Source organism: Vicinamibacterales bacterium (assembly GCA_036496585.1).
Lineage (GTDB): Bacteria > Acidobacteriota > Vicinamibacteria > Vicinamibacterales > 2-12-FULL-66-21 > JAICSD01.
The window spans coordinates 39368-62589 of sequence record DASXLB010000078.1 but is presented as its reverse complement, the minus strand read 5'-3'; the positions used below and the strand labels follow the sequence as shown (position 1 = coordinate 62589).

The following is a 23222-nucleotide window of genomic DNA, read 5'->3' as shown; positions in this document are numbered from 1 at the left end:
TCCCGTTACAGCCGCTGCTGTATACTTCTGCGCGTCATTTCAACAGGGTTTCGGTTCCCTCAGTCATGTCTCGCAGGTGGAGAAGATCATCCATGAAATCGTGTAGCAAGGCGATATGGAGCCTGGCAGCGGCCGCGTGCCTGTTCCTGTTCACGGCCGCGCCCGCCGCGGCGCAAGCCACCGTCACGACCGGCAATATTTCGGGCGTGATCGTCGACGCGCAGGGAGGCGTGCTTCCCGGCGTGACCGTCACGGCCACCCACACCGACACCGGCACGAACTATGAGGCCGTGACCGGCGCCGATGGCCGCTACAACATTCTCAACGTCCGGATCGGCACCTACACGGTTGCCGCGGCGATGAGCGGCTTCAGGGATCAGAAGCAGGAGAACCTCGAGGTCGCGCTGGGGGCCGAGAAGACGGTCGACTTCAAGCTCGCGCTGGCGACGGTCAGCGAGAGCGTCGAGGTCGTCGCCAGTTCTCCGGACATCGACGTCAACACCGCCGGCAGCGCGACCAACATCGCCAAGCAGGTGATCGAGACACTGCCGACGATCAACCGCAGCATCACCGACTTCGCGCGCGTCTCGCCGTTCGTCAACCCGACGACGCTCGGCAGCAGCGGCGATCAGGCGATGTCGATCGCGGGCCGTCACAACCGCTACAACAACATGCAGATCGACGGCGCGGTCAACAACGACTTGTTCGGTCTCGCCGACAGCGGCACGCCGGGCGGCCAGACCGGCACGCAGCCGATCAGCCTCGATGCCATCCAGGAAATCCAGGTCGTCGTCTCGCCATACGACGTGAAGCAGGGCGGCTTCTCCGGCGGCGGGGTCAACGTCGTCACGCGCAGCGGCACCAACGGCCTTCACGGCACCGGTTACCTCTACGCCCGCAGCCAATCGCTGATCGGCGGCATCCCGGCCGTCGCCACGACCGCCACGCCGAACCCGGCCGACACCAAGGTCGGCACCTTCAACGACAAGCAGAGCGGCTTCAGCCTCGGCGGGCCGATCGCCAAGAACAAGGCGTTCTACTTCGGCAACGTCGATTTCCAGCGCAAGCTGACGCCGGTCGGCTTCTCGGTGAGCGGCAACAGCGGCCAGCCGTGGGACGCCGCCGATCAGGCCGCGGTCCAGCAGGTGCTCAGCATCGCCAAGACCCAGTACGGCTTCGATCCAGGCGGCTTGGATGAGTTCAGCCGTCCGCAGAACAACGACAAGGTGTTCGTCCGCACCGACTTCAACTTGTCGAACAAGAACCGGCTGACGGCGCGTGTCAATTATGTCAATGGCACTCAGTACGTCGGCACGCCGACGACGACGCAGTATCTGATGCCGGATCGCTACTATTCGATCCAGGACAAGGTGCTGTCGAGCGTCGGTCAGCTCGACACGACGCTGGGGAATGCCACCTTCAACCAGTTCCGTATTGGTTATCAGCGCGAGCGCAACGTGCGCGGCGACCAGCCCGGTTTCCAGGCGTTTCCGATGGTTCGCGTCGACCTGACCGGCAGCAACAACGTCATCTTAGGGACTGAAAACTCGTCGCAGGCCAACGCACTCAACCAGGACATCGTCGAAATCAACGACGACTTCACGGTGGTGCGCGGTCACCACACCTTCTCAGTGGGCACGCACAACGAGCTGTTCCACTTCTACAACCTGTTCATCCAGAACTTCTACGGCAACTACGAGTTCAGCACCGTTGCCAATTTTCAGGCAGGCCTGGCGCAGGCGTTCTCGCACAACTTCTCGAACTACCCGAGCAACCCGAATTTTGCCGCCGATTTCGGCGTGCAGCAGTACGGGTTCTACGCCGGCGATCAGTGGCGGGTGAAGCCGAACCTCACGTTGACCTACGGCGCGCGTCTGGACATGCCGCACTTCCCGGACACGCCCGCCCCCAATCCCGTGTCGGTCGCCGACTTCGGCTACCGGACGGACGTCGTCCCTGCGCCGAAGATGTTCTCGCCGCGCATCGGCTTCAACTGGGACTTGACCGGCAGCGGCGCGCAGCGCCAGCAGATCCGGGGTGGCATCGGCTCGTTCGCCGGCCGCACCCCCTACGTGTGGCTCTCGAACCAGTACGGCAACACCGGCATCGACTTCACGGCCCTGTCGGTCGGGTTCAATGCCAACAACAACGTGAAGTTCGTCGCGGACCCGAACAATCAGCCGACCTCGGTGACGGGCGGCGCGACAGGGCGCCAGACGATCAACATGGTTGACCCGAATTTCAAGTATCCGCAGGTCTTGCGCGGGAACATCGCCTATGACCGCTCGCTGCCCTGGGATCTCGTGGCGTCCGCGGAGTTCCTCTTCTCGGATACACAGAAAGACGTGCTGTGGAAGGACCTCAACTTTGCGCCGACCGGCGCCGTCCGTCCGGACGGCCGGCTGGTGCTGGCGAAGGTCGATCCGAACATCAACGACGCGGTGCTGCTCACCAACACGAACGGCGGTACCAATAACACGCTCGCGCTGAAGCTCGAGAAGCTCTACAAGCACGGCTGGTACGCGAGCGGCTCGTACGTGAAGAATTCCGCGAAGACGATCAGCGACGGCGGCGCCTTCGTGGCGCTCAGCTCGTGGCGCGATCAGTACGAGAACTACGACCCGAACAACCCGACGCTGGCGCGCTCGAACTTCGAGACCGGCAACCGCGTCAACCTGGCCGGCTCGTTCGACATCCCGATGGTGAAGAACCTGCACAGCGTGGCGTCGGTCTTCTACAGCGGCCAGACGGGTCAGCCGTACTCGCTTGTGTTCAACGGCGACGCCAACGGCGATACGACGACCTTCAACGACATCGCGTACGTTCCCGCAACCGCCGACCAGGTTGTCGTCACCGGCGGGACGTGGGACCAGCTGAACGCGTACCTGGCGCAGGATCCGGCCGCCAAGGACAACCGCGGCATGGTGCCGAACCGGAACACCGGCACGTCGCCGTGGACGAACCAGCTCGACGTGCGGTACGCCGTCACCGTGCCGGCCGGCAAGGCCCACGTGGAGCTCTCGATGAGCGTGCTCAACTTCCTGAACATGCTCCACAGCGACTGGGGCTGGCACTACTTCCCGAACTTCTACTCGCCGCAGACGCTCGGATACGGGGGCATCGACGCGGCGACCGGGAAGGAGATCATCAACATCGCGACGATCACCAACGCCAACTTCCTCGGCACCTTCACGCGCGACGATCTACGTTCGCGCTGGCAGGCGCAGTGGGAGGCGCGCGTCCGGTTCTAGGCTCACCCGAATCGGCGGCATTGCCCGAAGCCCGGTTCCGCGATGGCGGGGCCGGGCTTTTTGTCTATCGAAGGGCGCGCTTGACGCGCGAGACCGCTTCCGCCAGGTAGTGTCGATCCAGCTCCACGCCGATGAAGTCGACGCCGAGCTGCGCCGCGGCGACGGCTGAGCTGCCCAGACCGAGAAACGGATCCATGAACGTCCGAACCCGATCGAGGCCGTGCAGCTTCACGCAGTACTCAGGCAATCGAGGAGGAAACGTGGCCGGGTGGGGACGGTCCTTGTCGCGATCCTGGATCGTGTCATAGGGGATGAACCAGGTGTTGCCGCGGCAGCGCAGGTTGCCGGCGCCGGCCTGCCAGCGCGACACGTTCGACGCGTCCTGGTACTTGACCCCGATGGCCCGCCGGTCGAGCGGCGTGCGCGCCTGCGGACTGAAGTGGAAGATGAACTCGTGGCAGTCGTTGACGAAACGGTCGCTGTTGATGGGCTTGTAGTGCCCGACGTTCAGGTCCCTCGTCAGACCGGCCCCCGCGCCGGCAGCATCCTGAGCGATGGCGATCGACTTGATCCAGTGGATGGTGTTCTGGAGACGCAGGCTGTGGCGTGCTGCCTGGGCGACGTCGAAGGCGGTCCAGGGCTCGGTCGGCTTGGCGCCGACGTTCAGAAACAGCGACCCGGCGGGCGCCAGCGTCGCGGCGGCGGCCTCGATCCATTCGCTGGTCCATGCCAGATATCGCTCGCGCGGAACCGCGTCGTCGTAGCTCCGGTACCGAACTCCGAGGTTGTAAGGGGGAGAGGTGACGATTACAGAAATCGACCCCGGCGTCAAAGAACGGAGCACTTCGAGGCAATCACCGAGGTAGAAGCGGAGGGTGGCGCGGCGCGCCTTGAGCTGAACGTGAGGGGTAATCGGACGCAATGCGGTGCCATCGTATCAGCCGGCCGCCGCACGCGGAGGGGACTTAGCTGGCCTGAGCGATCTCGGTCACCGGCGCGGTCATGCCGAAGCGGGCGGGCGCCAGGGTGTGATTCCGGCGGTGCGACTGAACTGCGCAGGCGGCGCCCTTTTCCTCGACGTAGATCACTTCACGATGCGTGGCGAGCTCGCGGTACTTCCCGGTGACGCATCCGCAGCCTAGCGTCTTGAAGCCAATGAGACGAACGAGACTCATCATGACGACTCTCCCCGCACCTGAACCGAGCAACAATCATGCCTGTTGAGGTGAACGAGAGCGGCGGTGAATCTGTTCCAATTTTCGAAACTCGCGCATCAAATTCGGGGTGCCTACGGTGCGCCGGTTGAATCGCCGACACGATGGTTTGGATTCCGGAGCGCATGGAAGCGTTCGAGATCCTGCTGGCGCTGGTGTGTCGCGCGGCGCCGCGCGGTGCCGATATGAAAGGCGAGCAGCAGATGCAGCGCGCCGGCCGCGACGAGTTCGGGGACGCTGCCGCCCAGGGCAACCGGGAGGTAGTTGAGAGCGGTCGCGATCAGAAACAGGGCGCTGAAGAGCGCATCGGGGCCCTTACCAGGAAAGCGCTGCCCGTACTCCATGGCGACGTGTTCCCAGCCGCCGTCAGGTTCGTGAAACACCTGAATATAGCGGCCGATCCGCTCGACGTTGATGTGGAGGGCGTAGATGGCTTCGAAGCCGGCGGCGAGCACCAGCAGAGGGAGCAGGGCGGCGATCGGCAGGGCGACAACCGCCGTCGTCGCGATGGCGGCGCCTCCCCAGAGACCAAAAGTCACCGGCAGGAGGACCATTCGGGCGGTACCCCGCTCGCGGATGGTGGCGCGGAGCGCTTCGTATTCGGCCTGCGAAGGCGGCGGCAGCATAGGCGTGCCGATTTTACTGCATCCAGCACGTCGCGCGATCGGGCCCGACCTCGACTGGTATGGACCTTGTATGACTGGCCGTTCGGAGCCCCGTTTCGCTCGTTACATTGCTGTCGTGCTAGGTAAATGGTTGCATGCCATGGAGTTTGCGTGTTAAACTTCTTGGCGTTCCACCCAACAGGTCCAAGCGGCCGCTCCCAGCAGTGCGGCTTGGGCGGATGCCCCGGAGGATTCGTGCGCGTACCACGTCCGATTGTCGCTAGATTGGCCTCGACGCTGCTGGGCGTCGTGATCTGTTTTCCTGGATCTGCCGCCGCCGCGACGACGACCATCCATAAGAAACCCGTTCACCGGGCGACGTCGACTGCTGCTAAGCCGGCTGCCTCGACCGCCTCGGTGGCATCGACGACATCCACCTCCACGTCCGCCGCAGCACGGAAGCCCGCGACCGCCTATTCGGCGAAGGCCGCCAACGCCAGGCGCGCGAATCTCGCCGTGGCCAGGGCCTCAGCGCGCGCCCGTGAACATACTCGGCTGAGAGGGCTGGCCGATCTGCAGGCGGCGATGACGCCGCAGTTCAAGACCGACGCGAACGGCCAGCTGGTCCCCGATGTCCGCGCCGCGGCGGCGATTGTTTTCGATCCGTCGACGGGGCAGGTGCTCTACGAGGACAACTCGCAGGAGAAGCGATCGATCGCCAGCATCACCAAGGTGATGACGGCGCTCGTCTTCCTCGAAGACAACCCCGACTTGAATCAGGAGCTCGTGGTCGAACGCAGCGACGTGTTCGCCGCCTCGACCACCTACCTGAAAGCGGGTGACAAGGTCACCGCCGGCGAACTGCTGCACCTGCTGCTGATTCCGTCGGACAACGGCGCCGCGCGCGCCCTGGCGCGGTCCTCGCACGGCGGAACCGCCTCCTTCGTCGAGCGGATGAACGAGAAGGCGATCGAGCTCGGTCTTCAGAACACCAGCTTCGCGGATCCGTCTGGCCTCAACGCCAACAACATGTCGTCGGCGTTCGATCTCTCCCATCTCATTACCTTCGCCGCGAGCGACGAGCGCATCGCGTCGATCATGCGCACCCCGACCTACACGGTGACGACCAACCGCCGGCAGATTCCAATCCACAGCACGAACCACATCCTGCTCGCGGGGGACGTCGAAGTCATGGGCGCGAAGACCGGCTTCATCAGCAAGTCCGGCTACTGCCTGGCCTCGCTGCTGCGGCTGCCGCAGGGGAATCCGGTGGCGGTCGTCGTGCTCGGCGCCCACTCGAACAACGGACGCTTCTGGGAGACCCGGCACCTGTTCTCCTGGTTGAATTCGAAGACCGGCGACGCGTTCAAAGACCAGGCGTCCCGGTAACAGCCGCTTTTCCGGCTTTCGGCTTCCAGTTTGTGGACCGGCGTGTCACGCCGGTCCTTTTTCTTTTTTAGCCGCAGCCGTCCTGCTTCAGCGTTCGGTCAGGCGGAAGGCGTGAGCCACGGACGGCAGTCGTCAGCGATAGCCCCGTTGCACGGCGGCCGCATCGAGCGTGAGCGTGGCGAGCGCGTCGACGACCGGCATCACGGGGCGGCGGGCGTTGCGGCCGTCGTAGGCCTTCAGATACCGCTGGCACACGTCACAGCCGTTGAGTCGGTACAGCCCGTCGCGCGTCGCGAACGAGGTAATCCGGCTGCGGTCGGCGTTCAGGCAGAACGGGCAGCCGATCTGCGAGAAGCGCCAGCGTGTCGTGCAGCGTGAGCAGATCAGCAGCCGCTCGGCGGCGGGCGTAATCGCCGAGAAATCGGGTTCGCCGCCGCACAGGGGGCAATTGCCGTGCTCCCAGCCGGCGAAGGTCGCGCGCGCCATGACGGCATCGGCGCAACGCAACAGGAACGGCCGCATCGCCTGGACGAGCAGCGGCTCCAGGCCGGCGATGTCGGGGGACGCCTCGCCGCCGCCCGCGGGCACCGGGCGAGCCGTCTCATACCAGTTGCGAACGGCGGGCGCCAGCCGCTCCGCGTCGCGCGACAGCACCTCGATACGCCGGTAGTCGTCGGACTCGATCGCGTCGTGCGTGCGCATCGCGTCGGCGGTGGAGCGGACGAGGAAACGCAGATCGCTCCAGTCGATGGGAAGCTGGTCGAAGGTGAGGATCGGTTTGCCGGCCGCCAGCGCCGTCGCCAGCACCGCGGCATCGAGATTCATCGTCGGCAGGGGCACCCGCACCTGCACGCGCCGCTGGAGCTGCAGCAACTGGATCTGGAGGTCGATCATCTGGGCCAGATCGGGCTGGTCCTCCCTCAACTGCCGCAGTTCCACGATCTCCCGCGGTTCGGGGCGCTGCGTTTTCGGCTTGTCCACGTTGGTTTGATTCTAATCTCAACCGAGGTGCGTCGCCCGTCGGACCGCCGAAAGCCCACTCTCGCTCACCGCCACGTGGCCCGTGCCGATCCCGAGGCTCGTTCGCCGATGGCTGCGTCAGATTACGGGGCGATCCCGCCTCGCGGGGCAGATCGTCGGACGTGGCGAGATCGTTCGCGTCGCTCTGATCTCAAAAAAAACGGGCGGCCCCGAGTGGGCCGCCCGTTCCTTCGTGTCTTCAGCTCCTTCGAGCCTTCGTTTCCTTCCTGTCCTTCTGCCTTAAAACGACCAGCGGAACCCGAATGTGACCTGCCGCGCCGCGTTCAGTGACCGCGGAGCGCCGTAGGGTACGACCACGCTGTTGCCGGTGGCGGGGTCGCTGAGCGTGAGGCTCGGGTAGCGGACCTGGGTGGTAATCACGGATCCGCTGTTGAACAGGTTCGAGATATCCGAGTAGACGCCGAAGCGGTTGCCCGCGACGTTGACCAGCTTCTCGAACCGCATGTCGACGGTGTGCAGAGCGTCGTTGCGATGCGTGCCCGGCGCCTCGAGATTGATGATCTGCGACGAGGTCCAGTTCAGACTCGAGCCAGAGAAGCGGGCCTGGCCGTTGTATGGCGTGCCGGATGTGAACAGGAAGTACGCGCTCGCCATCACGTCGATCTTCGGGATCTGGTACGACCCGAACGCCTTGAACTCGTGACGGACGTCGAAGGCGGTCGCGCCGTCGGTGTTGATGAGCGCGGTGTTCGGTGTTTCGTACTGGCCGCTCGAGATGCCGGCGGAGCTGCTGTTGTTGACCGTTCCGTCGGTTTTCGACAGCACGTAGGACACCTGCGCCTGCCAGTGGTCCCTGAGCGCCCGCTGCAATACGAACATCGCACCCCGATACGTGCGCGCGGCTTTCGGCGTCGTCACCGTCGACCCGTCGGCCAATTGGTAGGTCACGGTATCGATGTTCGAGATCGTGAATTGCGGGACAGACGTTCGGTTCGCCCACTTGTAGGTCGTGTAGGGCTGGCCGGTGATCCCGTTGGTGGACGTGAACGGCTGCCAGACGGCGTTGTCGAGCGTCGAGTTGATGAAGTTCTTCCAGTCGCGGAAGATCCCCGTCGCCGTGATCTTGAACGTCTGATTCAGGCGATGTTCGACGGCGAAGTTGAACTCGTCGACGCGCGGCTGCTTGAGGCCGTCCTTGTTGACGGCGTAGGTCCGCTGCGTGCTGTCGATCGGGGTGAGCGACGTGCCGTCGGGGCCGACTTCATACGTGAAGGTCGGCGTCAAGCCCGGCACGGCGCGGCTCCACGACGAGAACACCGCAGCTTCGTACATCTGGCCGTAGAAGGCCCGCAGCACGGAGTTGCCCTTGCCGGTCAGGTCGTAGGCAACGCCGAGGCGCGGCCCGAACGAGTGGGTGGAGTAGAGCTGCTGTCCCGTGGTGGCCGCTTCGCCGCGGATGCTGTCGAGACGCAGGCCGAGGTTGGCGGTCAGACGGCCGGTACGCCACTGATCCTGCGCGTAGTACGACTCCCGCTTGTTCTTACCTTGGAGGTCATACGAGTAGCCGTAGGCGAGGTAGGGGCCGCCGTAGTCGTAATAGTACGCACCCGTCGGGGCCGACGCCGTCGCTCCGGAGTAGATGAAACGATCGCGAATGGTGCTGCGCTCGATCTCGACGCCGAACTTGAAGGCGTGCTGGCCGGCGGCCTGCGCGTACTTCGAGAGCGACGCGTTGACCTGGTTGCGCGTGCGATCGTACTGCGCCGTGTAGCCCGCGCCGCCGGAATACGCGGCCGTGGCGCCGTCGAAGTGTTCCGGCGCCGGGCTGACGGGATTGAGGTCGTAGTACCCCCACCAGCCGGTGTACTTGGCCTCGAAGAACGTCGACGAGTTCACTACCTTGCGGTATTGGAGATTCCAGATGTACTCCGGCGAATCCTGGTCGATCGTCTGCGAGTGATTGGTGACGGCGTACCCGGGGATCAGGCCGGTGCGCCCCGTCTGGTTGTACTGGTCGTACTGAATCGACCCGACGAAGTTGTCGTTGGCCGTCGCCTGACTGGTCAGCTTGAAGTTGAAGCGGGGGCTGACCTCGGTCCGCACCGGCGGGTTGTACTGCTCGACGTTGTAGCGCTGTACGCTGCCGAAGTAGAACAGCTTGTCCTGCTTGATCGGCCCGCCCAGCTGCACGGTGTAGTCCTTCAGACTGAGGATTTTCACCGGCGTGGCCAGCGTCGAGTTCTTGTTGATGATGTCCTGCGAGACGTTGTTGCCGCCGAGGCTGTCGTTGGTCCAGCGGTATTCAGCAAGGCTCGCCAGACGGTTGCCGCCCGACTTGGTGATCGTGTTGACGATGGCGCCGGTGAAGCCGCCGTATTCCGCCGGCTGCCCGAGGCTGCCGACCTGCACGTCATCGATGATGTTGTAGTTGTAGAACGTCCAGGCCGTGCCGCCTTCCGGGTCGCGTGTGTCGACGCCGTCGAGCATCAGGGCGTTTCCAGACGAAGCCGAGCCGCCGAACGCAGCGGAGTTGTTGATGCCCGGCGCGTAGTTGAGGAGCGACACGGCCGGATTGGCGTGCGATATCGGCATGCTGAACAGGAGATCCTGCGAGATGCCCGTGTCGGTCTTCGACGTGGTCGTGTCGACCGAGAGTGAGTTGGCCACGACGTTGACGGTCTCCGAGCGGGCGCCCACCGCCATCGTGACGTTGACGGCCACTTCCTGACCGACGTTGACCTGCGCGGGCTCTTCCTTGCCGACGAACCCCTGGAGATCGGCCTTGACGAGGTACGGGCCGGGCTCGAGACCGAGGAACCGGTAATCACCCTGTGCGTCGGTGGTCTGCGTCTTCGCGCCTGTCTTGCCGGTCAGCGTGACGACCACACCCGGGAGAACGGCGCCCTGGGCGTCGACGACCTTTCCTTTCACCGAGCCGGTGAGCGACTGGGCGGAGGCGATACCCGCGCCGGCGGCCAGCGCGAGGACGAGAGCGAGCGTGGTGATGCGTTTGATCATCGCTGTCTGCCTCATGTCCTATTGACCCTGCCGGGCGACCGAGTGGATGCGGTCGTGCGAGGCGGAATAGATCGCGTAGCCGGTGCCGCCGGCGATAACCGCCAGGCAGGCAATGCCCGCGGGCGACCGGAAGAAGCCGGCGCTGTGCGGATCGCCGCTCCGCTGCGCGGGCGCCTGATCTTTCGCGCTGCGCGCGGCCGTCGTCTGGGTCGGCGTGGTCGCCAGTACGTCGCGCTTGGCGTGCGTGGCGATGGACGCCTTCAGCGGCTGCGCCGGGGCGGCCGTCGCGTGGTCGGCTGCCAGCAGCGGCAGCGGGACGAGCGTCACGGCAATGGCCAGCATTGCGGCCCTGCGGAAGCCGGCAGAGCTTCGGGTGCACCTGACTGTCACCAAAGTTCCTCCTTGGTTGTCCGTCCGCGGGACACACGAGACCCTTGGGCGGAATGCGCGCGCATGTGCACACGATATGCCATTTGCGCTGTGATAAGCCAATCCATAACGCACCATCCAGTCCTATCGTTCGCCCACAGTCCCGTCCCAAATCCAACATTGCGGATCCGAACTGTTGTTCGCCCCTACACGTTGACGCTTCGGCCCCGACGCGGCAACATTACGAGCGTGATCAGGACACGCCGGTGGGGCGTGATGTTCGTGGTGTCGGCGCTTGTCCTCGGCGGAGCGGCGGCTGCGCGGCTGTGGTGGCCCCGCGCGCAGAAGGCGGCGGGGAATGTCGATCTCGGGCCGCTGCCGCGCGGCGTCGACCGGCAGGCGCTCAACCTCGTCGTCATCACGCTCGATACGACCCGCGCCGACCGTCTGGGCGCCTACGGCTACAAGGACATTGAGACGCCGACGCTCGATCGGCTGGCGGCCGACGGGGTGCTGTTCGAGCAGGCCTCGACCGCGGCGCCGCTGACGCTGCCGTCGCATTCGAGCATCTTCACGAGTCTCTTTCCGCCCGAGCACGGCGTCCGCGACAACGGCGGCTTTTTCCTTGCGCCGTCGCACAAGACGCTCGCCACCGTGCTGAAGTCGCAGGGCTTTCAGACCGGCGCGGTTGTCGGCGCCTACGTGCTCGACGGCAAGTGGGGCCTGAACCAGGGCTTCGACACCTATGTCGATGACTTCGACCTGTCGAAGATGACGGGCGGCTTCGGCATCGGCGACGTCAAGCGCCCGGGCAACGAAGTGGTCGATCGCGCGCTGCCGTGGCTGGAGAAGGTCAAGGACCGGCGCTTCTTCGCGTGGCTGCACTTCTACGATGCGCACTCGCCGTATCTGTCGCCCGAGCCGTTCGCGTCGCGTTACCGCACGCATCCCTATAGCGGCGCGATCTCGTTCGCCGATTCGCAGGTGGCGCGCGTCATCGCCTTCCTCGATCAGCATCACCTGCTCGATCGAACGGTGATCGCGGTGGTCGGCGACCACGGCGAGGGGCTGAATCAGCACCAGGAGGGGACGCACGGCTTCTTCATCTACCAGAGCACGATGCGCGTGCCGTTCATCGTGCGCGCCCCGTTCGAGCGGACGCGCGGCCGCCGCGTCGCCGACCCCGTGCGCACGGTCGATCTGTTTCCGACGGTGCTCGATCTGCTCGGCGTGCCGGTGCCGAAGGGGATTGCCGGCGTGAGCCTGGCACCGCTGATGACCGGCGCCACGGCGCGCCTGGATCTGGAGGTGTACGCCGAAGCGCTGTACCCGCTGCACCACTACGGCTGGAGCGAGCTGCGGGCGTGGCGCGCCGGCCAGTACAAGGTGATCGACGCGCCCCGCCCGGAGCTGTACGACCTGGATCGCGATCCGGACGAGACCGCCAACCTCTACGACCAGAAGAAGAGCGTCGCCGATGTCATGATCGCGCGGCTGCGGTCGCAGGAGAACGACGACCCCTCGAAGCAGGCGGCGCAGGCGGCGCCCGAGGTCGATCCCGAAGCGCGCGCCCGCCTGGCGGCGCTCGGTTACGTCGGCTCGTTCGTCGCCACGGTGTCGGGCCCGTCCAGCCAGCGCGCCGATCCGAAGGACAAGATCGGGCTCTTCAATCTGATGACCGATTCGCGTGAGATCGCCAAGGACAAGGACTCCTTCGACACCGTGGTGTCGATGCTGACCAAGGTCGTCCACGACGATCCCGCCGTCATCGACGCGTGGTTCAATCTCGGCAACGCCCACTTCAAGGTGGGCCGCTTCGAAGACGCCATCAAATACTTTTCGAAGGCTCTCGAGCTCAAGCCGGACTACGACCTCGCGGTGATCAACATGGCGAACGCCTACCGCAAGCTGGGTCGCGACGACGCCGCGCTCGCCGGCTACGAGCGCTACCTGTCGATCGACCCGAAAAACGCGCAGGTCCGCTATCAGATCGGCGAAATCTATCTCGATCGTGGAGAGGACGCGAAGGCGGAAGCGAATTTCACCCAGGCGCTGGCGATCGATCCGCGAACGGCGTCGGCGCGCAACGCGCTCGGCGCCCTCGCCTTCCGGCACGGCGACAGCGCTGGCGCGGAACGCGAGATTCGCGCCGCGCTCGCGATGAAGCCGGACGTGCGGCTCGCGCACTACAATCTGGCGCTGATCGCCGAACAGCGGGGCGACGACACGACCGCGGAGGCGGAATATCGCCGCGAGATCGACGCGCATCCAGGCGCCTACAAGGCGTCGTTCAACCTGAGCCGCCTCTACGAGCGCCACGGCAACATCGGCGCGCAGATGGCCTCGCTCAAGACGGCGATCGACGGCAATCCGCAGTTCGCGGAAGGGTACCTGTTTCTGGCAAAGGCGTATGTCGACACGAACGACGATCCCGCCGAGGCGATCCGCCTGGCGCGCAAGGGCCTGGCACTGAAACCGGATCCGTCCGTGGCTCCGCTCGGCCACTTCGCCATCGCCGCCGCCCTGATGAAACAGGGACACGGCAGCGACGCCGCGCGCGAGCTGGCCGTGGGACGCGCGCTCGAATCCAGAGGTGCGAAATGAAAGGGAAGGACACGAAGGAGCCGAAAGAGGCGAAGGAACCGAAGGTGCGACGGTCGGCGGGTCGGGCGAAGGGGGAGGCTCCTCGAGGGCGGCAGGTCGCGCAGGGAGCGGAGGTGTCGGTCGCGGCGCCAGCGGGGGAGCAGCTCGACATTCTGTTCATCACGTCGGAGATGCGGCCGTTTGCGCGCACCGGCGGGCTTTCCGACGTCTCGAGTTCGCTGCCTGGGGCGCTGGCCAGGCTGGGGCATCGGGTGACGGTTGTGCTCCCCAGATACCGCGGCGCTCAGGTCGACGCGGCCGGCTGGTCGGCGGAGGTGCCGTTCGGGCTGCACGCCTACCCGGTGCGTTTCGTCGAGCAGCCGGTCGAGCCCGGCGTCGCGGCGGTGCTCATCGATGCGCCGGCGCTCTTCGATCGCGACGGACTCTATGGAGATGCGCGCGGCGAGTTCGGGGACAACGCGTTCCGGTTTGCGGTCCTCTGCCGCGGCGCGCTCGAGTATGCCCGTCTCAAGGGCACGCGGCCATCCGTCATCCACACCCATGACTGGCAGGCGGCGCTGGCGCCGGCCTACCTCCGAACGGTGCTCCGCGACGATCCGATCGTCGGCGGCGTCAAGACGGTGCTGACGATACACAACCTCGCGTTTCAGGGAGCCTTCGACTCGAAGGAGTTGACGTGGATCGGGCTCGGACGTGATCTCTATACCCCCGACGTCATGGAGTTCTGGGGACGCGCCAGCTCGCTCAAGGCGGGCATCGTCCTGAGCGACGTCATCACGACGGTCAGCCCGACCTACGCCCGCGAAATCCTGCGGCCGGAGCACGGGTTCGGGTTCGACGGCGTGCTTCGCTCCCGCGCCAGAGACCTGGTCGGGATCCTCAACGGCATCGATACCGACGTCTGGAATCCGGCGAGCGACGCGCATCTGGCGGCAACCTTCACGGCCGCCTCGCTCGCCGGGCGGCGGACGAACAAGCGTGCGGTGCTCGAAGCCGCCGGCCTTCCCATCGACGCCGCCGCCCTGGCACGCCCGCTCATCGGGATCGTGACGCGCCTGACGCAGCAGAAGGGCTGCGATCTCTACGCGGGCGCCGGCGAACGTCTCCTCGAGCCGGACGCCTCCTGGGTGATCCTAGGCAGCGGCGACGGTTGGTGCGAAGACTTCTGGAAGCGGCTGTCGGCCGCCAGGCCCGATCGCGTCGCGGCGCGCATCGGCTTCGACGACGGGCTGGCGCATCTCATCGAGGGGGGGGCCGACATCTTCCTGATGCCGTCGTGGTACGAGCCGTGTGGGCTCAATCAGATGTACAGCCAGCGCTACGGCACGCTGCCGATCGTCAGGGCGACGGGCGGACTCGAGGACACCGTGGTCGACGCGGACCGATCGCCCGATGGCGGCACCGGCTTCAAGTTCGAGGACTACACGCCGGAGGCGCTGCTCGAGGCGATCGCGCGTGCCGTCCGGGCGTTTGCGAACCCCAAGACCTGGAAGCATTTCCAGCGGAACGCGATGCGGCGGGATTTCTCCTGGGACGTTTCAGCCCGGGAGTATGTCAAAGTATATAGAGGTTATTGAATGGCATCCGAGAAGGTTCAGACGTTTACCGACGACAACTTCGACAACACGATCAACGCCGGCAAACCCGTGCTGGTCGATTTCTGGGCGGAGTGGTGCGGCCCTTGTAAGCGGCTGGCGCCGACTGTGGACGAGCTCGCTTCGGACTACGACGGTAAAGTGGTCGTCGGAAAGCTGAACGTGGACGACAACCCCAATACGGCGTCCAAGTTCAGCATCCGCGGCATCCCGACGCTGCTGCTGTTCAAGGGGGGCCAGGTCGTCGAGCAGGTCGTCGGTCTCGCCGACAAGGACTCGCTGAAGAAGGTCATCGACAAACACGTCGCATGAACGAGTCGCAGGGGCGCGGGGTGCGGAACGTCATCATCATCGGGTCTGGACCCGCAGGGCTTACTGCCGCGCTGTACACCGCCCGGGCGAATCTCAAGCCGCTCATCATCGAGGGGCTCGAGGCCGGCGGCCAGCTCATGTTGACGACACTCGTCGAGAACTTCCCCGGGCACCGCAACGGCATCATGGGCCCAGACCTGATGACCGAGATGCGCGCGCAGGCGGAGCACTTCGGCGCCGAGGTCATCCGCGGGCACGTCACCTCGGTCGATCTGCTGGCGCGCCCCTACACCGTCAAGACCTCGGACGCCGAATACAGCTGCCGCACGCTGATCATCGCGACGGGTGCATCGGCGCGGCTGCTCGGGCTGCCCTCTGAGCGCGCGCTCATCGGCCACGGCGTCTCGACCTGCGCGACCTGCGACGGCTATTTCTTTCGCGGCAAGCCGATCGCCGTCGTCGGCGGCGGCGACTCGGCGATGGAAGAAGCGATGTTCCTGACGCGCTTTGCCTCGAGCGTCACCGTCGTCCACCGCCGCGAGACGCTGCGCGCCTCGAAGATCATGCAGGACAAGGCGTTCGCCAACCCCAAGATCTCGTTCGAGTGGAACACCGAAATCGAAGAGATCAAGGACACCGGCAAGGGCGAGGTGACGGCGATGGCTCTGCGGAACAGCGTCACCGGCGAGCGAAAAGAGATCGCCGTCGACGGGGTGTTCGTCGCGATCGGCCACACACCGAACACGACGCTCTTCAGGAACCATCTCGACACCGACGCGAACGGCTACATCATCACGCGCTCCGGCACGCGGACGAGTGTTCCCGGGGTGTTCGCATGCGGCGACGTGCAGGATCACGTTTACCGCCAGGCGATCACCGCCGCCGGATCCGGCTGCATGGCCGCGATCGACGCGGAGAAATACCTCGAAGGCCTGCCCCAGCACATGGGTGAGACGGCGGTCAACGCCTAGCGGTACGACTGCTCAGTCGATCCAGCCGCCGCCCAGCACGTACTCGCCCTCGTAGAACACCACCGCCTGGCCTGGCGTGATCGCGCTCTGTGGCGTATCGAAGACGACACCGGCTCGATCGCCGTCGAGCGGCGTGATCGTGGCGACCGCCTCGGCATGGCGGTGGCGGATGCGCGCGTGCGCGCGGAGTGGCGCCCCCGGAATGTCGCCGCCGATCCAGTTCACGCGCGACGCGGTCAGCGTGGTCCGCTCGAGGTCCTCGCGCGGGCCGACGGTGACCGCGGCCGTCGCGGCGTCGATGCCGACGACGTAGAGCGGAATGCCGGCCGAGAGGCCGAGCCCCTTCCGCTGGCCGATCGTGAAACGGTGGATACCCTCGTGGCGGCCGAGTTCCCGCCCGTCGCGATCGCGGATCAGTCCAGGCGGCAGCGCGGCGCGTCCGGCCACGAAATCGGGATGCTCGCCTGGCGCGACGAAGCAGATCTCCTGGCTGTCCTTCTTGTCGGCAACCCGCAACCCGAGCTGGCGCGCCTGCTCGCGGACCTCCGCCTTGTCGAGGTGCCCGACGGGGAAGCGAGCGTGCGCGAGCTGAGCCTGCGACAGCGTGAACAGGAAATAGGACTGGTCCTTCTGCGTGTCGACGCCGCGCGCGAGCCGATAGCGCCCGGTCGGCTCGTCGAACTCAACCCGGGCGTAGTGGCCGGTGGCCACCGCCTCGGCGTCGAACCCCGCCGCGCGCTCGACGAGCGAGGCGAACTTCAGGTCGCCGTTGCAGTGGACGCACGGAATCGGCGTCCGTCCGGCCGCGTACTCGCGCACGAAGTCGGCCACCACGTGTTCCTCGAATCGACGCTCGAAGTTGACGATGTAGTGGGGGATGCCGATGGCAGCGGCGACGCGGCGCGCGTCGTACAAGTCGTCGAGCGTGCAGCAGCTGCCGAACGTAATGGCGTCGTGCGCCTGCGCGCCGTCTGCCTTGGGTGACTGATCATAGAGCTGCATCGACAGGCCGATGACGTCGTGGCCCTCCCTGGCCAGCAGCGCCGCGGCGACCGACGAATCCACTCCACCCGACATTGCGACTACGATGCGCATCGCCAATTCCCCCGTGGCACCGCTATCGCCGGACCAGCGAGCGAAGCTTCTCCACGATGGCCGGGAGCTTCGCGAGGAGCGCGTCGACCTGCGTCTCGTCGTTACCGAGCCCGAGGCTGAAGCGGATGGAGTTCTGCGTGCGGTGCGCCGGCAGGCCCATTGCGCGCAGCACGTGCGACGGCTCCAGCGTGCCGGACGAACAGGCCGATCCGGTCGAGACGGCGAACCCTTCGAGGTCGAGCGCGATGAGCAGCGATTCCGCTTCGACGCCGTCGAAGCTGATGTTCGTGGTATTCGGGACGCGCGGCGCCGGCGCGCCGTTGAGCGCGGTGGCGGCGACGCGATCGAGGATCCCGCGCTCGAGTCGATCGCGGAGCGCGCCGAGGCGCGGTGCCTCGGTAGGCAGCTTGACGCGCGCCAACCCCGCCGCGACGCCCATACCGGCGATGCCTGGGACGTTCTCCGTGCCGCCGCGGCGGTTCCGCTCGTGCTTACCACCGGTCATCGTCGATACCAACCGCGTGCCGCGGCGGATCCAGAGCGCGCCGGCTCCCTTGGGGCCGTTGAACTTGTGCGCCGAGAGCGTCAGCAGATCGATGCCGAGCGTCTTGACGTTGACGGGAAGCTTGCCCGCCGTCTGCACGGCGTCGGTGTGGAAGAGCGCGCCATGCTCGTGGGCGACAGCAGCCAGATCGGCGATCGGCTGCACGGTGCCGATCTCGTTGTTGGCGTGCATCACCGAGACCACCGCGGTGGCTGGCGTCATCGCGGCAGCGAGCGCGCCCGGCGAGACGATGCCGGTGGCGCCAACCGGCAGAATGGTTGAAGTCCACCCGCGCTTGACGAGCGCCTTGACAGTGTTGAGCACGGCCTCGTGCTCGATGCCCGAGGTCACGATGTGGCGACGTCCGCTGGGCTCGAGCGCCTCGGCGGCACCTCGCAGCGCGAGGTTGTCCGACTCGGTGCCACCGCTGGTGAACACAATCTCGCCGGGCTCGCCGCCTATGAGCGCCGCCACCGACGAGCGCGCCTCATCGAGCAGCGCCTTGGCGCGCTGGCCGAAATGGTGCACGCTCGAGGGGTTGCCGAACTCGCCTGCGAGCGCGCGCACCACGACCTCGACAGTTTCTGGGGCCGGCGGCGTAGTGGCGTTATGATCGAAGTAGGCCCTCATGCTCCCACATTTCCAAATTGTAGCATTCCGCCCTAACTCGCAGCAGTAAAAGGACTAGACAGGGCCCGAGAGCGATGTCTATACTGACCGGAATTGTTGCCAGACCGAAACTGAGACACCCTGCGAGGTTAACTCGGGACAGGTGGAGAGTGCGTTATGTGGAAACGGGATGATTCGGTGAAGCCAGCGCCGCCTGGCGGGAGTGGCCCGACTCCAGCGGGAGCGCAGAGCCCCCAGCCAATCCAGACAACCAACCCCGCGCCGGCGACGGAGCGGTCGAGCGAAGGGATTCGCGGAATGGAGAAGGGTCCCGTGAATATCGGCAAGTCCGTCGTCATCAAAGGGGAACTCACCGGCAGCGAAGATCTGACCATCGAAGGACACGTCGAAGGGAAGATCGAGCTGCGCCAGAACGTCCTGACCATCGGCCCCAACGGGAAGATCAAGGCGCAGGTGTTTGCCAAGTCAGTCATCATCCTAGGCGAGGTCACCGGCAACGTGACGGCGTCCGAGAAAGTCGACCTTCGCGACAACGGCTCGATCGACGGCGACATCGCAGCGCCGCGCGTCGCCATCGCGGAGGGCGCGCATTTCCGCGGCAGCATCGACATGCAGCGCAGCGGCGGCAGCGGCGGCGGCAGCAAGTCGACAGAAGGCAAGTCGACCGAAGGCAAGCCGGCAGCCGGCACCAGCGCGCCGGCACAGTCGGCGTCGCAGCCCGCGCCGGCAGCGGCAGGTTCGCGCTAGACGGGTTTTTCGGGTTCTCCAGGTTCCTCGGGGTTCTTCGGGTGCGCCCCGAAGAACCCGGATAGCCCGTCTTTATTCCCCGTGTCGATTTCCGATCTCCTCAAGTTCGGCGCCAAGCGCCCGAACACCTCCGCCGGCGGCGGAGTTGGGGACGCCCCTGCGCCGAAAGGCCCCGATCCGGTGGTCGCCTCCAAGGCACTCCCGAAGTTCGTCGGCGCGCTGGCCAATCGCGACGCGCCAGTGCTCGTGGACTTCGGGCCGGTGATCGGCACCAACGTCGGCTACTTCGGCGAACATCTCGGCTGCAAGCTGTTCATCGAGGACCTGGCGACCGAGATCGACAGGCACATGCGCGCCGGCACGCGCGACGTCCTTGCGGCCTCACTGGTGGCGCGCTTCACGCAGGCCGACGGCAGCGTCGACGGCGTGCTCTGCTGGGACATCTTCGACTTCCTCGAGGTGCCAGCGGCAAAGCTGGTGGCGCAGCAGGTCGTCCGCGTTCTCCGCCCTGGCGGCGCGCTCATGGGGTTCTTCTGCACCAAGGCCGTCGAGCGCGCGCCGTTCACGAAGTTCGAGATCGTCGAGGAATCGCAGTCGCTGCGGCACCGTCACCACACGGGCACCGGCGGTCCCAAGTTCGTGCTGCAGAATCGCGACATCATCAAGATGTTCGACGGACTCAACGTCTCGGAGTCGTTTCTCCTCAAGAGCAACACGCGCGAAATCCTGTTCAGGAAGCGAGCGTGACGTGCGTCCTGTCATCGCGATCCTGACCGACTTCGGTACGGTCGATCACTACGCGGGGACGATGAAGGGGGTGATGCTCGGCATCTGCCCCGACGCGACGCTCGTCGACGTCACGCACGACATTCCCGCGCACGACGTGCTCACCGGCGCGCTGGAGCTGGCGGCCGCCTACAAGTACTTTCCGGTCGGGACGATTTTCGTGGCGGTGGTCGACCCCGGCGTCGGCTCGTCGCGGCGCGGCATCGCCGTCGATACCGGCGACTACCGGTTCGTCGCGCCCGACAACGGCGTGCTGACGCAGGTGCTCCGTGAGATCCCCGCCAAGAAGGTCGTCGAGCTGACCGAACGCCGCTACGCGCGTCCGACGGTGAGCCGCACGTTCGAGGGGCGCGACCGATTCGCGCCCGCGGCGGCCTGGCTGGCGAAGGGCACCCAGTTGCCGGCGCTCGGACGTCAGGTCGCGGATGTGCACAAGATCGACATCCCGCAGCCGGACTCGACCGCCGATCGGGTCCTCGGCGTCGTCGTGCGCGTCGACCGGTTTGGCAACCTGGTCACCAACATCGATCGAAAATCCGTCGAGCGGCTGGGCATCGGCGGCGCGATCGCGATCGACGCCGACGGTCAGCGCATCGAACGTCTCGTCGCCACCTACGCGGAGCTGCCCGGCGACGGCGTCGGCGCGCTGTTCGGGAGTACCGACCACCTCGAACTCGCGGCGCCGTCCTCGAGCGCCGCCGGCCGCCTCTCGCTGGGCCGCGGCGCGACGGTGACGGTTTCGCGGCAGGGGTAACGAGACCGACCTGGTTGGCGCTTGGCAGTTTGCGGCGCCGCGGTAGAATGCCTCGCCTATGCTCGATTTCGATCTCACCGAAGAACAGCGGCTGCTCGAACAATCGGTCCGCGAGTGGGGCGCGCGAGAGATTGCGCCCCGGATCAAGGATCTGGATCGCGAGCACCGCTTCGATCCCCGCATCTTTCCGCAGATGGCGGAGTTGGGACTCCTGGGCGCGTCGGTGCCGGCACAGTACGGCGGCGCCGGGATGGACTACGTCAGCCTCGGCATCATCAGCGAGGAGCTCGAGTACGTCGACACGTCGCTGCGGGTGATCATGTCGGTGCACGCCGGGCTCAACTGCCTGACGCTGCTGACCTGGGGCAGCGAGGCGCAGAAGCAGCAGTATCTCGTCCCGCAGGCGCAGGGGACGAAGATCGCGACCTACGGGCTGACCGAGCCGGCCGCTGGCAGCGATGTCCGCGGCATGCAGTCCGTCGCGGTGAAGAGAGGGGACCGCTACCTCCTCAGCGGCGAGAAGATGTGGATTTCGCTCGCCGACGTGGCCGACAACTTCCTCGTCTTCGCCTGGACCGATCTGTCGAAGAAGAAGCAGAAGGACCCCTCGGGCATCAGCGCGTTCATCGTCGAGCGCGGCTTCGCGGGGTTCTCGAGCGGGACGCTCAAGGAGAAGTGGGGCATCCTGGCCGGCAACACCGGCTACTTCAAGATGGACGAGGTGGAAGTGCCGGCCGAGAACCTCGTCGGACGGGAAGGCGAGGGCTTCAAGATCGCGATGTTCGCGCTCGACCAGGGGCGCTATACCGTGGCCGCCGGCGCGACCGGCCTGATCCGCGCCTGCCGTGACGCCAGCGTGAAGTACGCGAAGCAGCGCCAGACGTTCGGGGTCGAGATCGGGCAGCACCAGCTGGTCAAGGAAATGATCGCGCACATGGAGAGCGACTATCAGGCGGCGCGGCTGCTGTGGTTGCGCTCCGGCGTCCTCAAGAACACCGGTCGCCGCAATACGCGAGAAACCGGTCTCGCCAAATGGTTCGCGACCGTGGCGTCCGAGCGCGCGGCCGGCGACTGCGTGCAGGTGCACGGCGCCAACGGCTACTCCGACGAGTACCCGGCCGGCCGCTTCTATCGCAACTGCAAAGGGGCCGTCATCTACGAGGGCACGCGCGAAATCCACAAGATCATGCAGGCCGACTACCTGCTCGGCTACCGCGTCGACAAGCCGACGCGCTGCGAGCTGCCGCCGTACCAGGGTTAGACGCCGGGTCTGAGGGTCCGGCCTACGGGTGGATGGTGAACCGTGAACTCTGATTTGTCGCTCGATTTTCTGCGTGTCGTGGAGCAGGCGGCGCTGGCCTGCGCGCACACGATGGGGCAGGGCGACAACCACAAGTCAGATCAGGCGGCCGTCGCGGCGATGCGCGAGGCCCTCGACACCGTGCCGATCGACGGCACCATCGTGATTGGAGAAGGGGAGCGCGACCGCGCGCCGATGCTCTACATCGGCGAGCGGGTCGGCATGGGAGCGAAGGGAAAGTTTCCCTGGGGGATGCTGCCGACGGTCGACATCGCCGTCGATCCGCTCGAGGGGACGAATCTCTGCGCGACCGGCGCGCCCAACGCCATTGCGGTGCTGGCTGCCTCGAGCAAGGGAGGGTTGTTGCACGCGCCCGACCTCTACATGGAGAAGCTCGTGGTCGGCGCGACCGCGCAGCAGGCGGTCAGCCTCGACGCTCCGGTCGACGAGAACCTGAAGGCGATCGCCGGTTGCCTCGATCGCGATGTCGAGGATCTGGTCGTCGTCGTGCTCGACCGGCCTCGGCACCAGAAGCTGATCGAGGAGATCCGCGCGACCGGCGCCCGGATTCGCTTGATCGGGGACGGCGATCTGTCGGCCGGCATCGCTGCCGCGGTCGTCGGCACCGGCGTGCATGCCGTCATGGGCACCGGGGGGGCGCCGGAAGGCGTGCTGACGGCGGCGGCGATGCGCTGCCTCAACGGCGAGATTTTCGGGCGACTCGTGGTGCGCACCGCCGAGGACGAGCAGCGCTGCCGCGCGATGGGCGCCGAGCCCGGCCGAATCTACACGTCGAAGGAGCTGGCCTCGGGCGAGGGGATCATCTTCGCCGCGACCGGCGTGACCGACGGGACCCTGATGCGCGGCGTCCGCTTCTTCGGCGACGGCACCCGCACCAGCTCGATCGTCATGCAGAGCGATCCCGCCCGCATCCGCTTCATCGACACGATTCACGTGGATCGGAATCGGACGGCGCGCATTCGATTCTGATGTCATCGGAGCTCCTCTGCCCCTCGGACTCCCCAATCACAGTGCTCGTTCGCTGCCTTGCCTCGCG

General features: G+C 66.1%; 19 protein-coding genes. 11 read left to right on the top strand and 8 right to left on the bottom strand.

What is annotated here, in order from left to right; all coding sequences use genetic code 11:
* Positions 1 to 92 precede the first annotated feature (92 nt).
* Positions 93 to 3251, top strand: coding sequence for a TonB-dependent receptor (locus VGI12_22060; GenBank protein ID HEY2435370.1), 3159 nt, complete (start codon positions 93 to 95; stop codon positions 3249 to 3251).
* Positions 3252 to 3315: 64 nt separating this feature from the next.
* Here the strand turns inward: VGI12_22060 and VGI12_22055 are convergent, their stop codons facing one another.
* From VGI12_22055 to VGI12_22045, 3 genes are all read right to left on the bottom strand, one after another.
* Entirely contained in the window at positions 3316 to 4173 is an 858-nt protein-coding gene (locus VGI12_22055) for a site-specific DNA-methyltransferase (protein HEY2435369.1), read from the bottom strand.
* A gap of 43 nt (positions 4174 to 4216) precedes the next feature.
* Positions 4217 to 4426, bottom strand: a complete 210-nt coding sequence (locus tag VGI12_22050) for a hypothetical protein (GenBank protein ID HEY2435368.1) — start codon at positions 4424 to 4426, stop codon at positions 4217 to 4219.
* 113 nt (positions 4427 to 4539) lie between these two features.
* Complete coding sequence (locus VGI12_22045) at positions 4540 to 5091, bottom strand: hypothetical protein (protein HEY2435367.1); 552 nt, start codon at positions 5089 to 5091, stop codon at positions 4540 to 4542.
* Between the two features lie 495 nt (positions 5092 to 5586).
* Here VGI12_22045 and VGI12_22040 point away from each other — a divergent pair, with 495 nt between their 5' ends.
* Positions 5587 to 6459: a serine hydrolase gene (locus VGI12_22040; protein HEY2435366.1), complete on the top strand. Its 873-nt coding sequence runs from the start codon at positions 5587 to 5589 to the stop codon at positions 6457 to 6459.
* 132 nt (positions 6460 to 6591) lie between these two features.
* Here the strand turns inward: VGI12_22040 and VGI12_22035 are convergent, their stop codons facing one another.
* The 3 genes from VGI12_22035 to VGI12_22025 all read right to left on the bottom strand — a co-directional run bounded on the left by VGI12_22035 (position 6592) and on the right by VGI12_22025 (position 10800).
* Entirely contained in the window at positions 6592 to 7440 is an 849-nt protein-coding gene (locus VGI12_22035; protein HEY2435365.1) for a formate dehydrogenase accessory protein FdhE, read from the bottom strand.
* A gap of 279 nt (positions 7441 to 7719) precedes the next feature.
* Entirely contained in the window at positions 7720 to 10458 is a 2739-nt protein-coding gene (locus VGI12_22030; protein ID HEY2435364.1) for a TonB-dependent receptor, read from the bottom strand.
* Positions 10459 to 10476: 18 nt separating this feature from the next.
* Positions 10477 to 10800 (bottom strand): hypothetical protein, encoded by a 324-nt coding sequence (locus VGI12_22025; GenBank protein HEY2435363.1) that lies wholly within the window; start codon positions 10798 to 10800, stop codon positions 10477 to 10479.
* 276 nt (positions 10801 to 11076) lie between these two features.
* Between VGI12_22025 and VGI12_22020 the strand changes: the two genes are divergently transcribed.
* From VGI12_22020 to trxB, 4 genes are read left to right on the top strand one after another with little or no spacing between them, the layout of a single operon-like run.
* Positions 11077 to 13431: a sulfatase-like hydrolase/transferase gene (locus VGI12_22020; GenBank protein HEY2435362.1), complete on the top strand. Its 2355-nt coding sequence runs from the start codon at positions 11077 to 11079 to the stop codon at positions 13429 to 13431.
* Entirely contained in the window at positions 13428 to 15008 is a 1581-nt protein-coding gene (gene glgA, locus VGI12_22015; GenBank protein ID HEY2435361.1) for a glycogen synthase GlgA, read from the top strand. Before VGI12_22020 ends, glgA begins: the two co-directional genes overlap by 4 nt.
* Positions 15009 to 15338: a thioredoxin gene (gene trxA / locus VGI12_22010; GenBank protein HEY2435360.1), complete on the top strand. Its 330-nt coding sequence runs from the start codon at positions 15009 to 15011 to the stop codon at positions 15336 to 15338.
* Positions 15335 to 16309: a thioredoxin-disulfide reductase gene (gene trxB / locus VGI12_22005; GenBank protein HEY2435359.1), complete on the top strand. Its 975-nt coding sequence runs from the start codon at positions 15335 to 15337 to the stop codon at positions 16307 to 16309. Before trxA ends, trxB begins: the two co-directional genes overlap by 4 nt.
* A gap of 12 nt (positions 16310 to 16321) precedes the next feature.
* On the opposite strand, the gene mnmA is transcribed toward trxB, so the two are convergent.
* Together mnmA and VGI12_21995 are read right to left on the bottom strand one after the other, a co-directional pair.
* Positions 16322 to 17404 carry a tRNA 2-thiouridine(34) synthase MnmA gene (gene mnmA / locus VGI12_22000; protein ID HEY2435358.1) on the bottom strand — a complete coding sequence of 361 codons (1083 nt, stop codon included), beginning with the start codon at positions 17402 to 17404 and terminating at the stop codon, positions 16322 to 16324.
* 22 nt (positions 17405 to 17426) lie between these two features.
* Positions 17427 to 18578 (bottom strand): cysteine desulfurase family protein, encoded by a 1152-nt coding sequence (locus tag VGI12_21995; GenBank protein ID HEY2435357.1) that lies wholly within the window; start codon positions 18576 to 18578, stop codon positions 17427 to 17429.
* A 297-nt stretch (positions 18579 to 18875) separates the two neighbouring features.
* On the opposite strand from VGI12_21995, the gene VGI12_21990 reads away from it, so the two are divergent.
* The 5 genes from VGI12_21990 to glpX all read left to right on the top strand — a co-directional run bounded on the left by VGI12_21990 (position 18876) and on the right by glpX (position 23155).
* Positions 18876 to 19325, top strand: a complete 450-nt coding sequence (locus VGI12_21990; protein HEY2435356.1) for a polymer-forming cytoskeletal protein — start codon at positions 18876 to 18878, stop codon at positions 19323 to 19325.
* Between the two features lie 81 nt (positions 19326 to 19406).
* Positions 19407 to 20072, top strand: a complete 666-nt coding sequence (locus VGI12_21985; protein HEY2435355.1) for a class I SAM-dependent methyltransferase — start codon at positions 19407 to 19409, stop codon at positions 20070 to 20072.
* A gap of 1 nt (position 20073) precedes the next feature.
* A complete protein-coding gene (locus VGI12_21980; GenBank protein HEY2435354.1) occupies positions 20074 to 20865 on the top strand; it encodes an SAM-dependent chlorinase/fluorinase in 792 nt (263 codons plus the stop codon).
* A gap of 58 nt (positions 20866 to 20923) precedes the next feature.
* Entirely contained in the window at positions 20924 to 22126 is a 1203-nt protein-coding gene (locus tag VGI12_21975) for an acyl-CoA dehydrogenase family protein (protein ID HEY2435353.1), read from the top strand.
* Between the two features lie 42 nt (positions 22127 to 22168).
* Complete coding sequence (glpX, locus tag VGI12_21970) at positions 22169 to 23155, top strand: class II fructose-bisphosphatase (GenBank protein HEY2435352.1); 987 nt, start codon at positions 22169 to 22171, stop codon at positions 23153 to 23155.
* The last annotated feature ends 67 nt before the right edge of the window (positions 23156 to 23222 follow it).

What these genes read in the sequence shown, in the direction of transcription:
- VGI12_22060 (HEY2435370.1), top strand. Translation starts at nt 93, where the DNA reads ATGAAATCGTGTAGCAAGGCGATATGGAGCCTGGCAGCGGCCGCGTGC.
- VGI12_22050 (HEY2435368.1), bottom strand. Translation starts at nt 4,426, where the DNA reads ATGAGTCTCGTTCGTCTCATTGGCTTCAAGACGCTAGGCTGCGGATGC.
- VGI12_22045 (HEY2435367.1), bottom strand. Translation starts at nt 5,091, where the DNA reads ATGCTGCCGCCGCCTTCGCAGGCCGAATACGAAGCGCTCCGCGCCACC.
- VGI12_22030 (HEY2435364.1), bottom strand. Translation starts at nt 10,458, where the DNA reads ATGATCAAACGCATCACCACGCTCGCTCTCGTCCTCGCGCTGGCCGCC.
- VGI12_22025 (HEY2435363.1), bottom strand. Translation starts at nt 10,800, where the DNA reads ATGCTGGCCATTGCCGTGACGCTCGTCCCGCTGCCGCTGCTGGCAGCC.
- glgA (HEY2435361.1), top strand. Translation starts at nt 13,428, where the DNA reads ATGAAAGGGAAGGACACGAAGGAGCCGAAAGAGGCGAAGGAACCGAAG.
- trxA (HEY2435360.1), top strand. Translation starts at nt 15,009, where the DNA reads ATGGCATCCGAGAAGGTTCAGACGTTTACCGACGACAACTTCGACAAC.
- trxB (HEY2435359.1), top strand. Translation starts at nt 15,335, where the DNA reads ATGAACGAGTCGCAGGGGCGCGGGGTGCGGAACGTCATCATCATCGGG.
- mnmA (HEY2435358.1), bottom strand. Translation starts at nt 17,404, where the DNA reads ATGCGCATCGTAGTCGCAATGTCGGGTGGAGTGGATTCGTCGGTCGCC.
- VGI12_21995 (HEY2435357.1), bottom strand. Translation starts at nt 18,578, where the DNA reads ATGAGGGCCTACTTCGATCATAACGCCACTACGCCGCCGGCCCCAGAA.
- VGI12_21990 (HEY2435356.1), top strand. Translation starts at nt 18,876, where the DNA reads ATGGAGAAGGGTCCCGTGAATATCGGCAAGTCCGTCGTCATCAAAGGG.
- VGI12_21975 (HEY2435353.1), top strand. Translation starts at nt 20,924, where the DNA reads ATGCTCGATTTCGATCTCACCGAAGAACAGCGGCTGCTCGAACAATCG.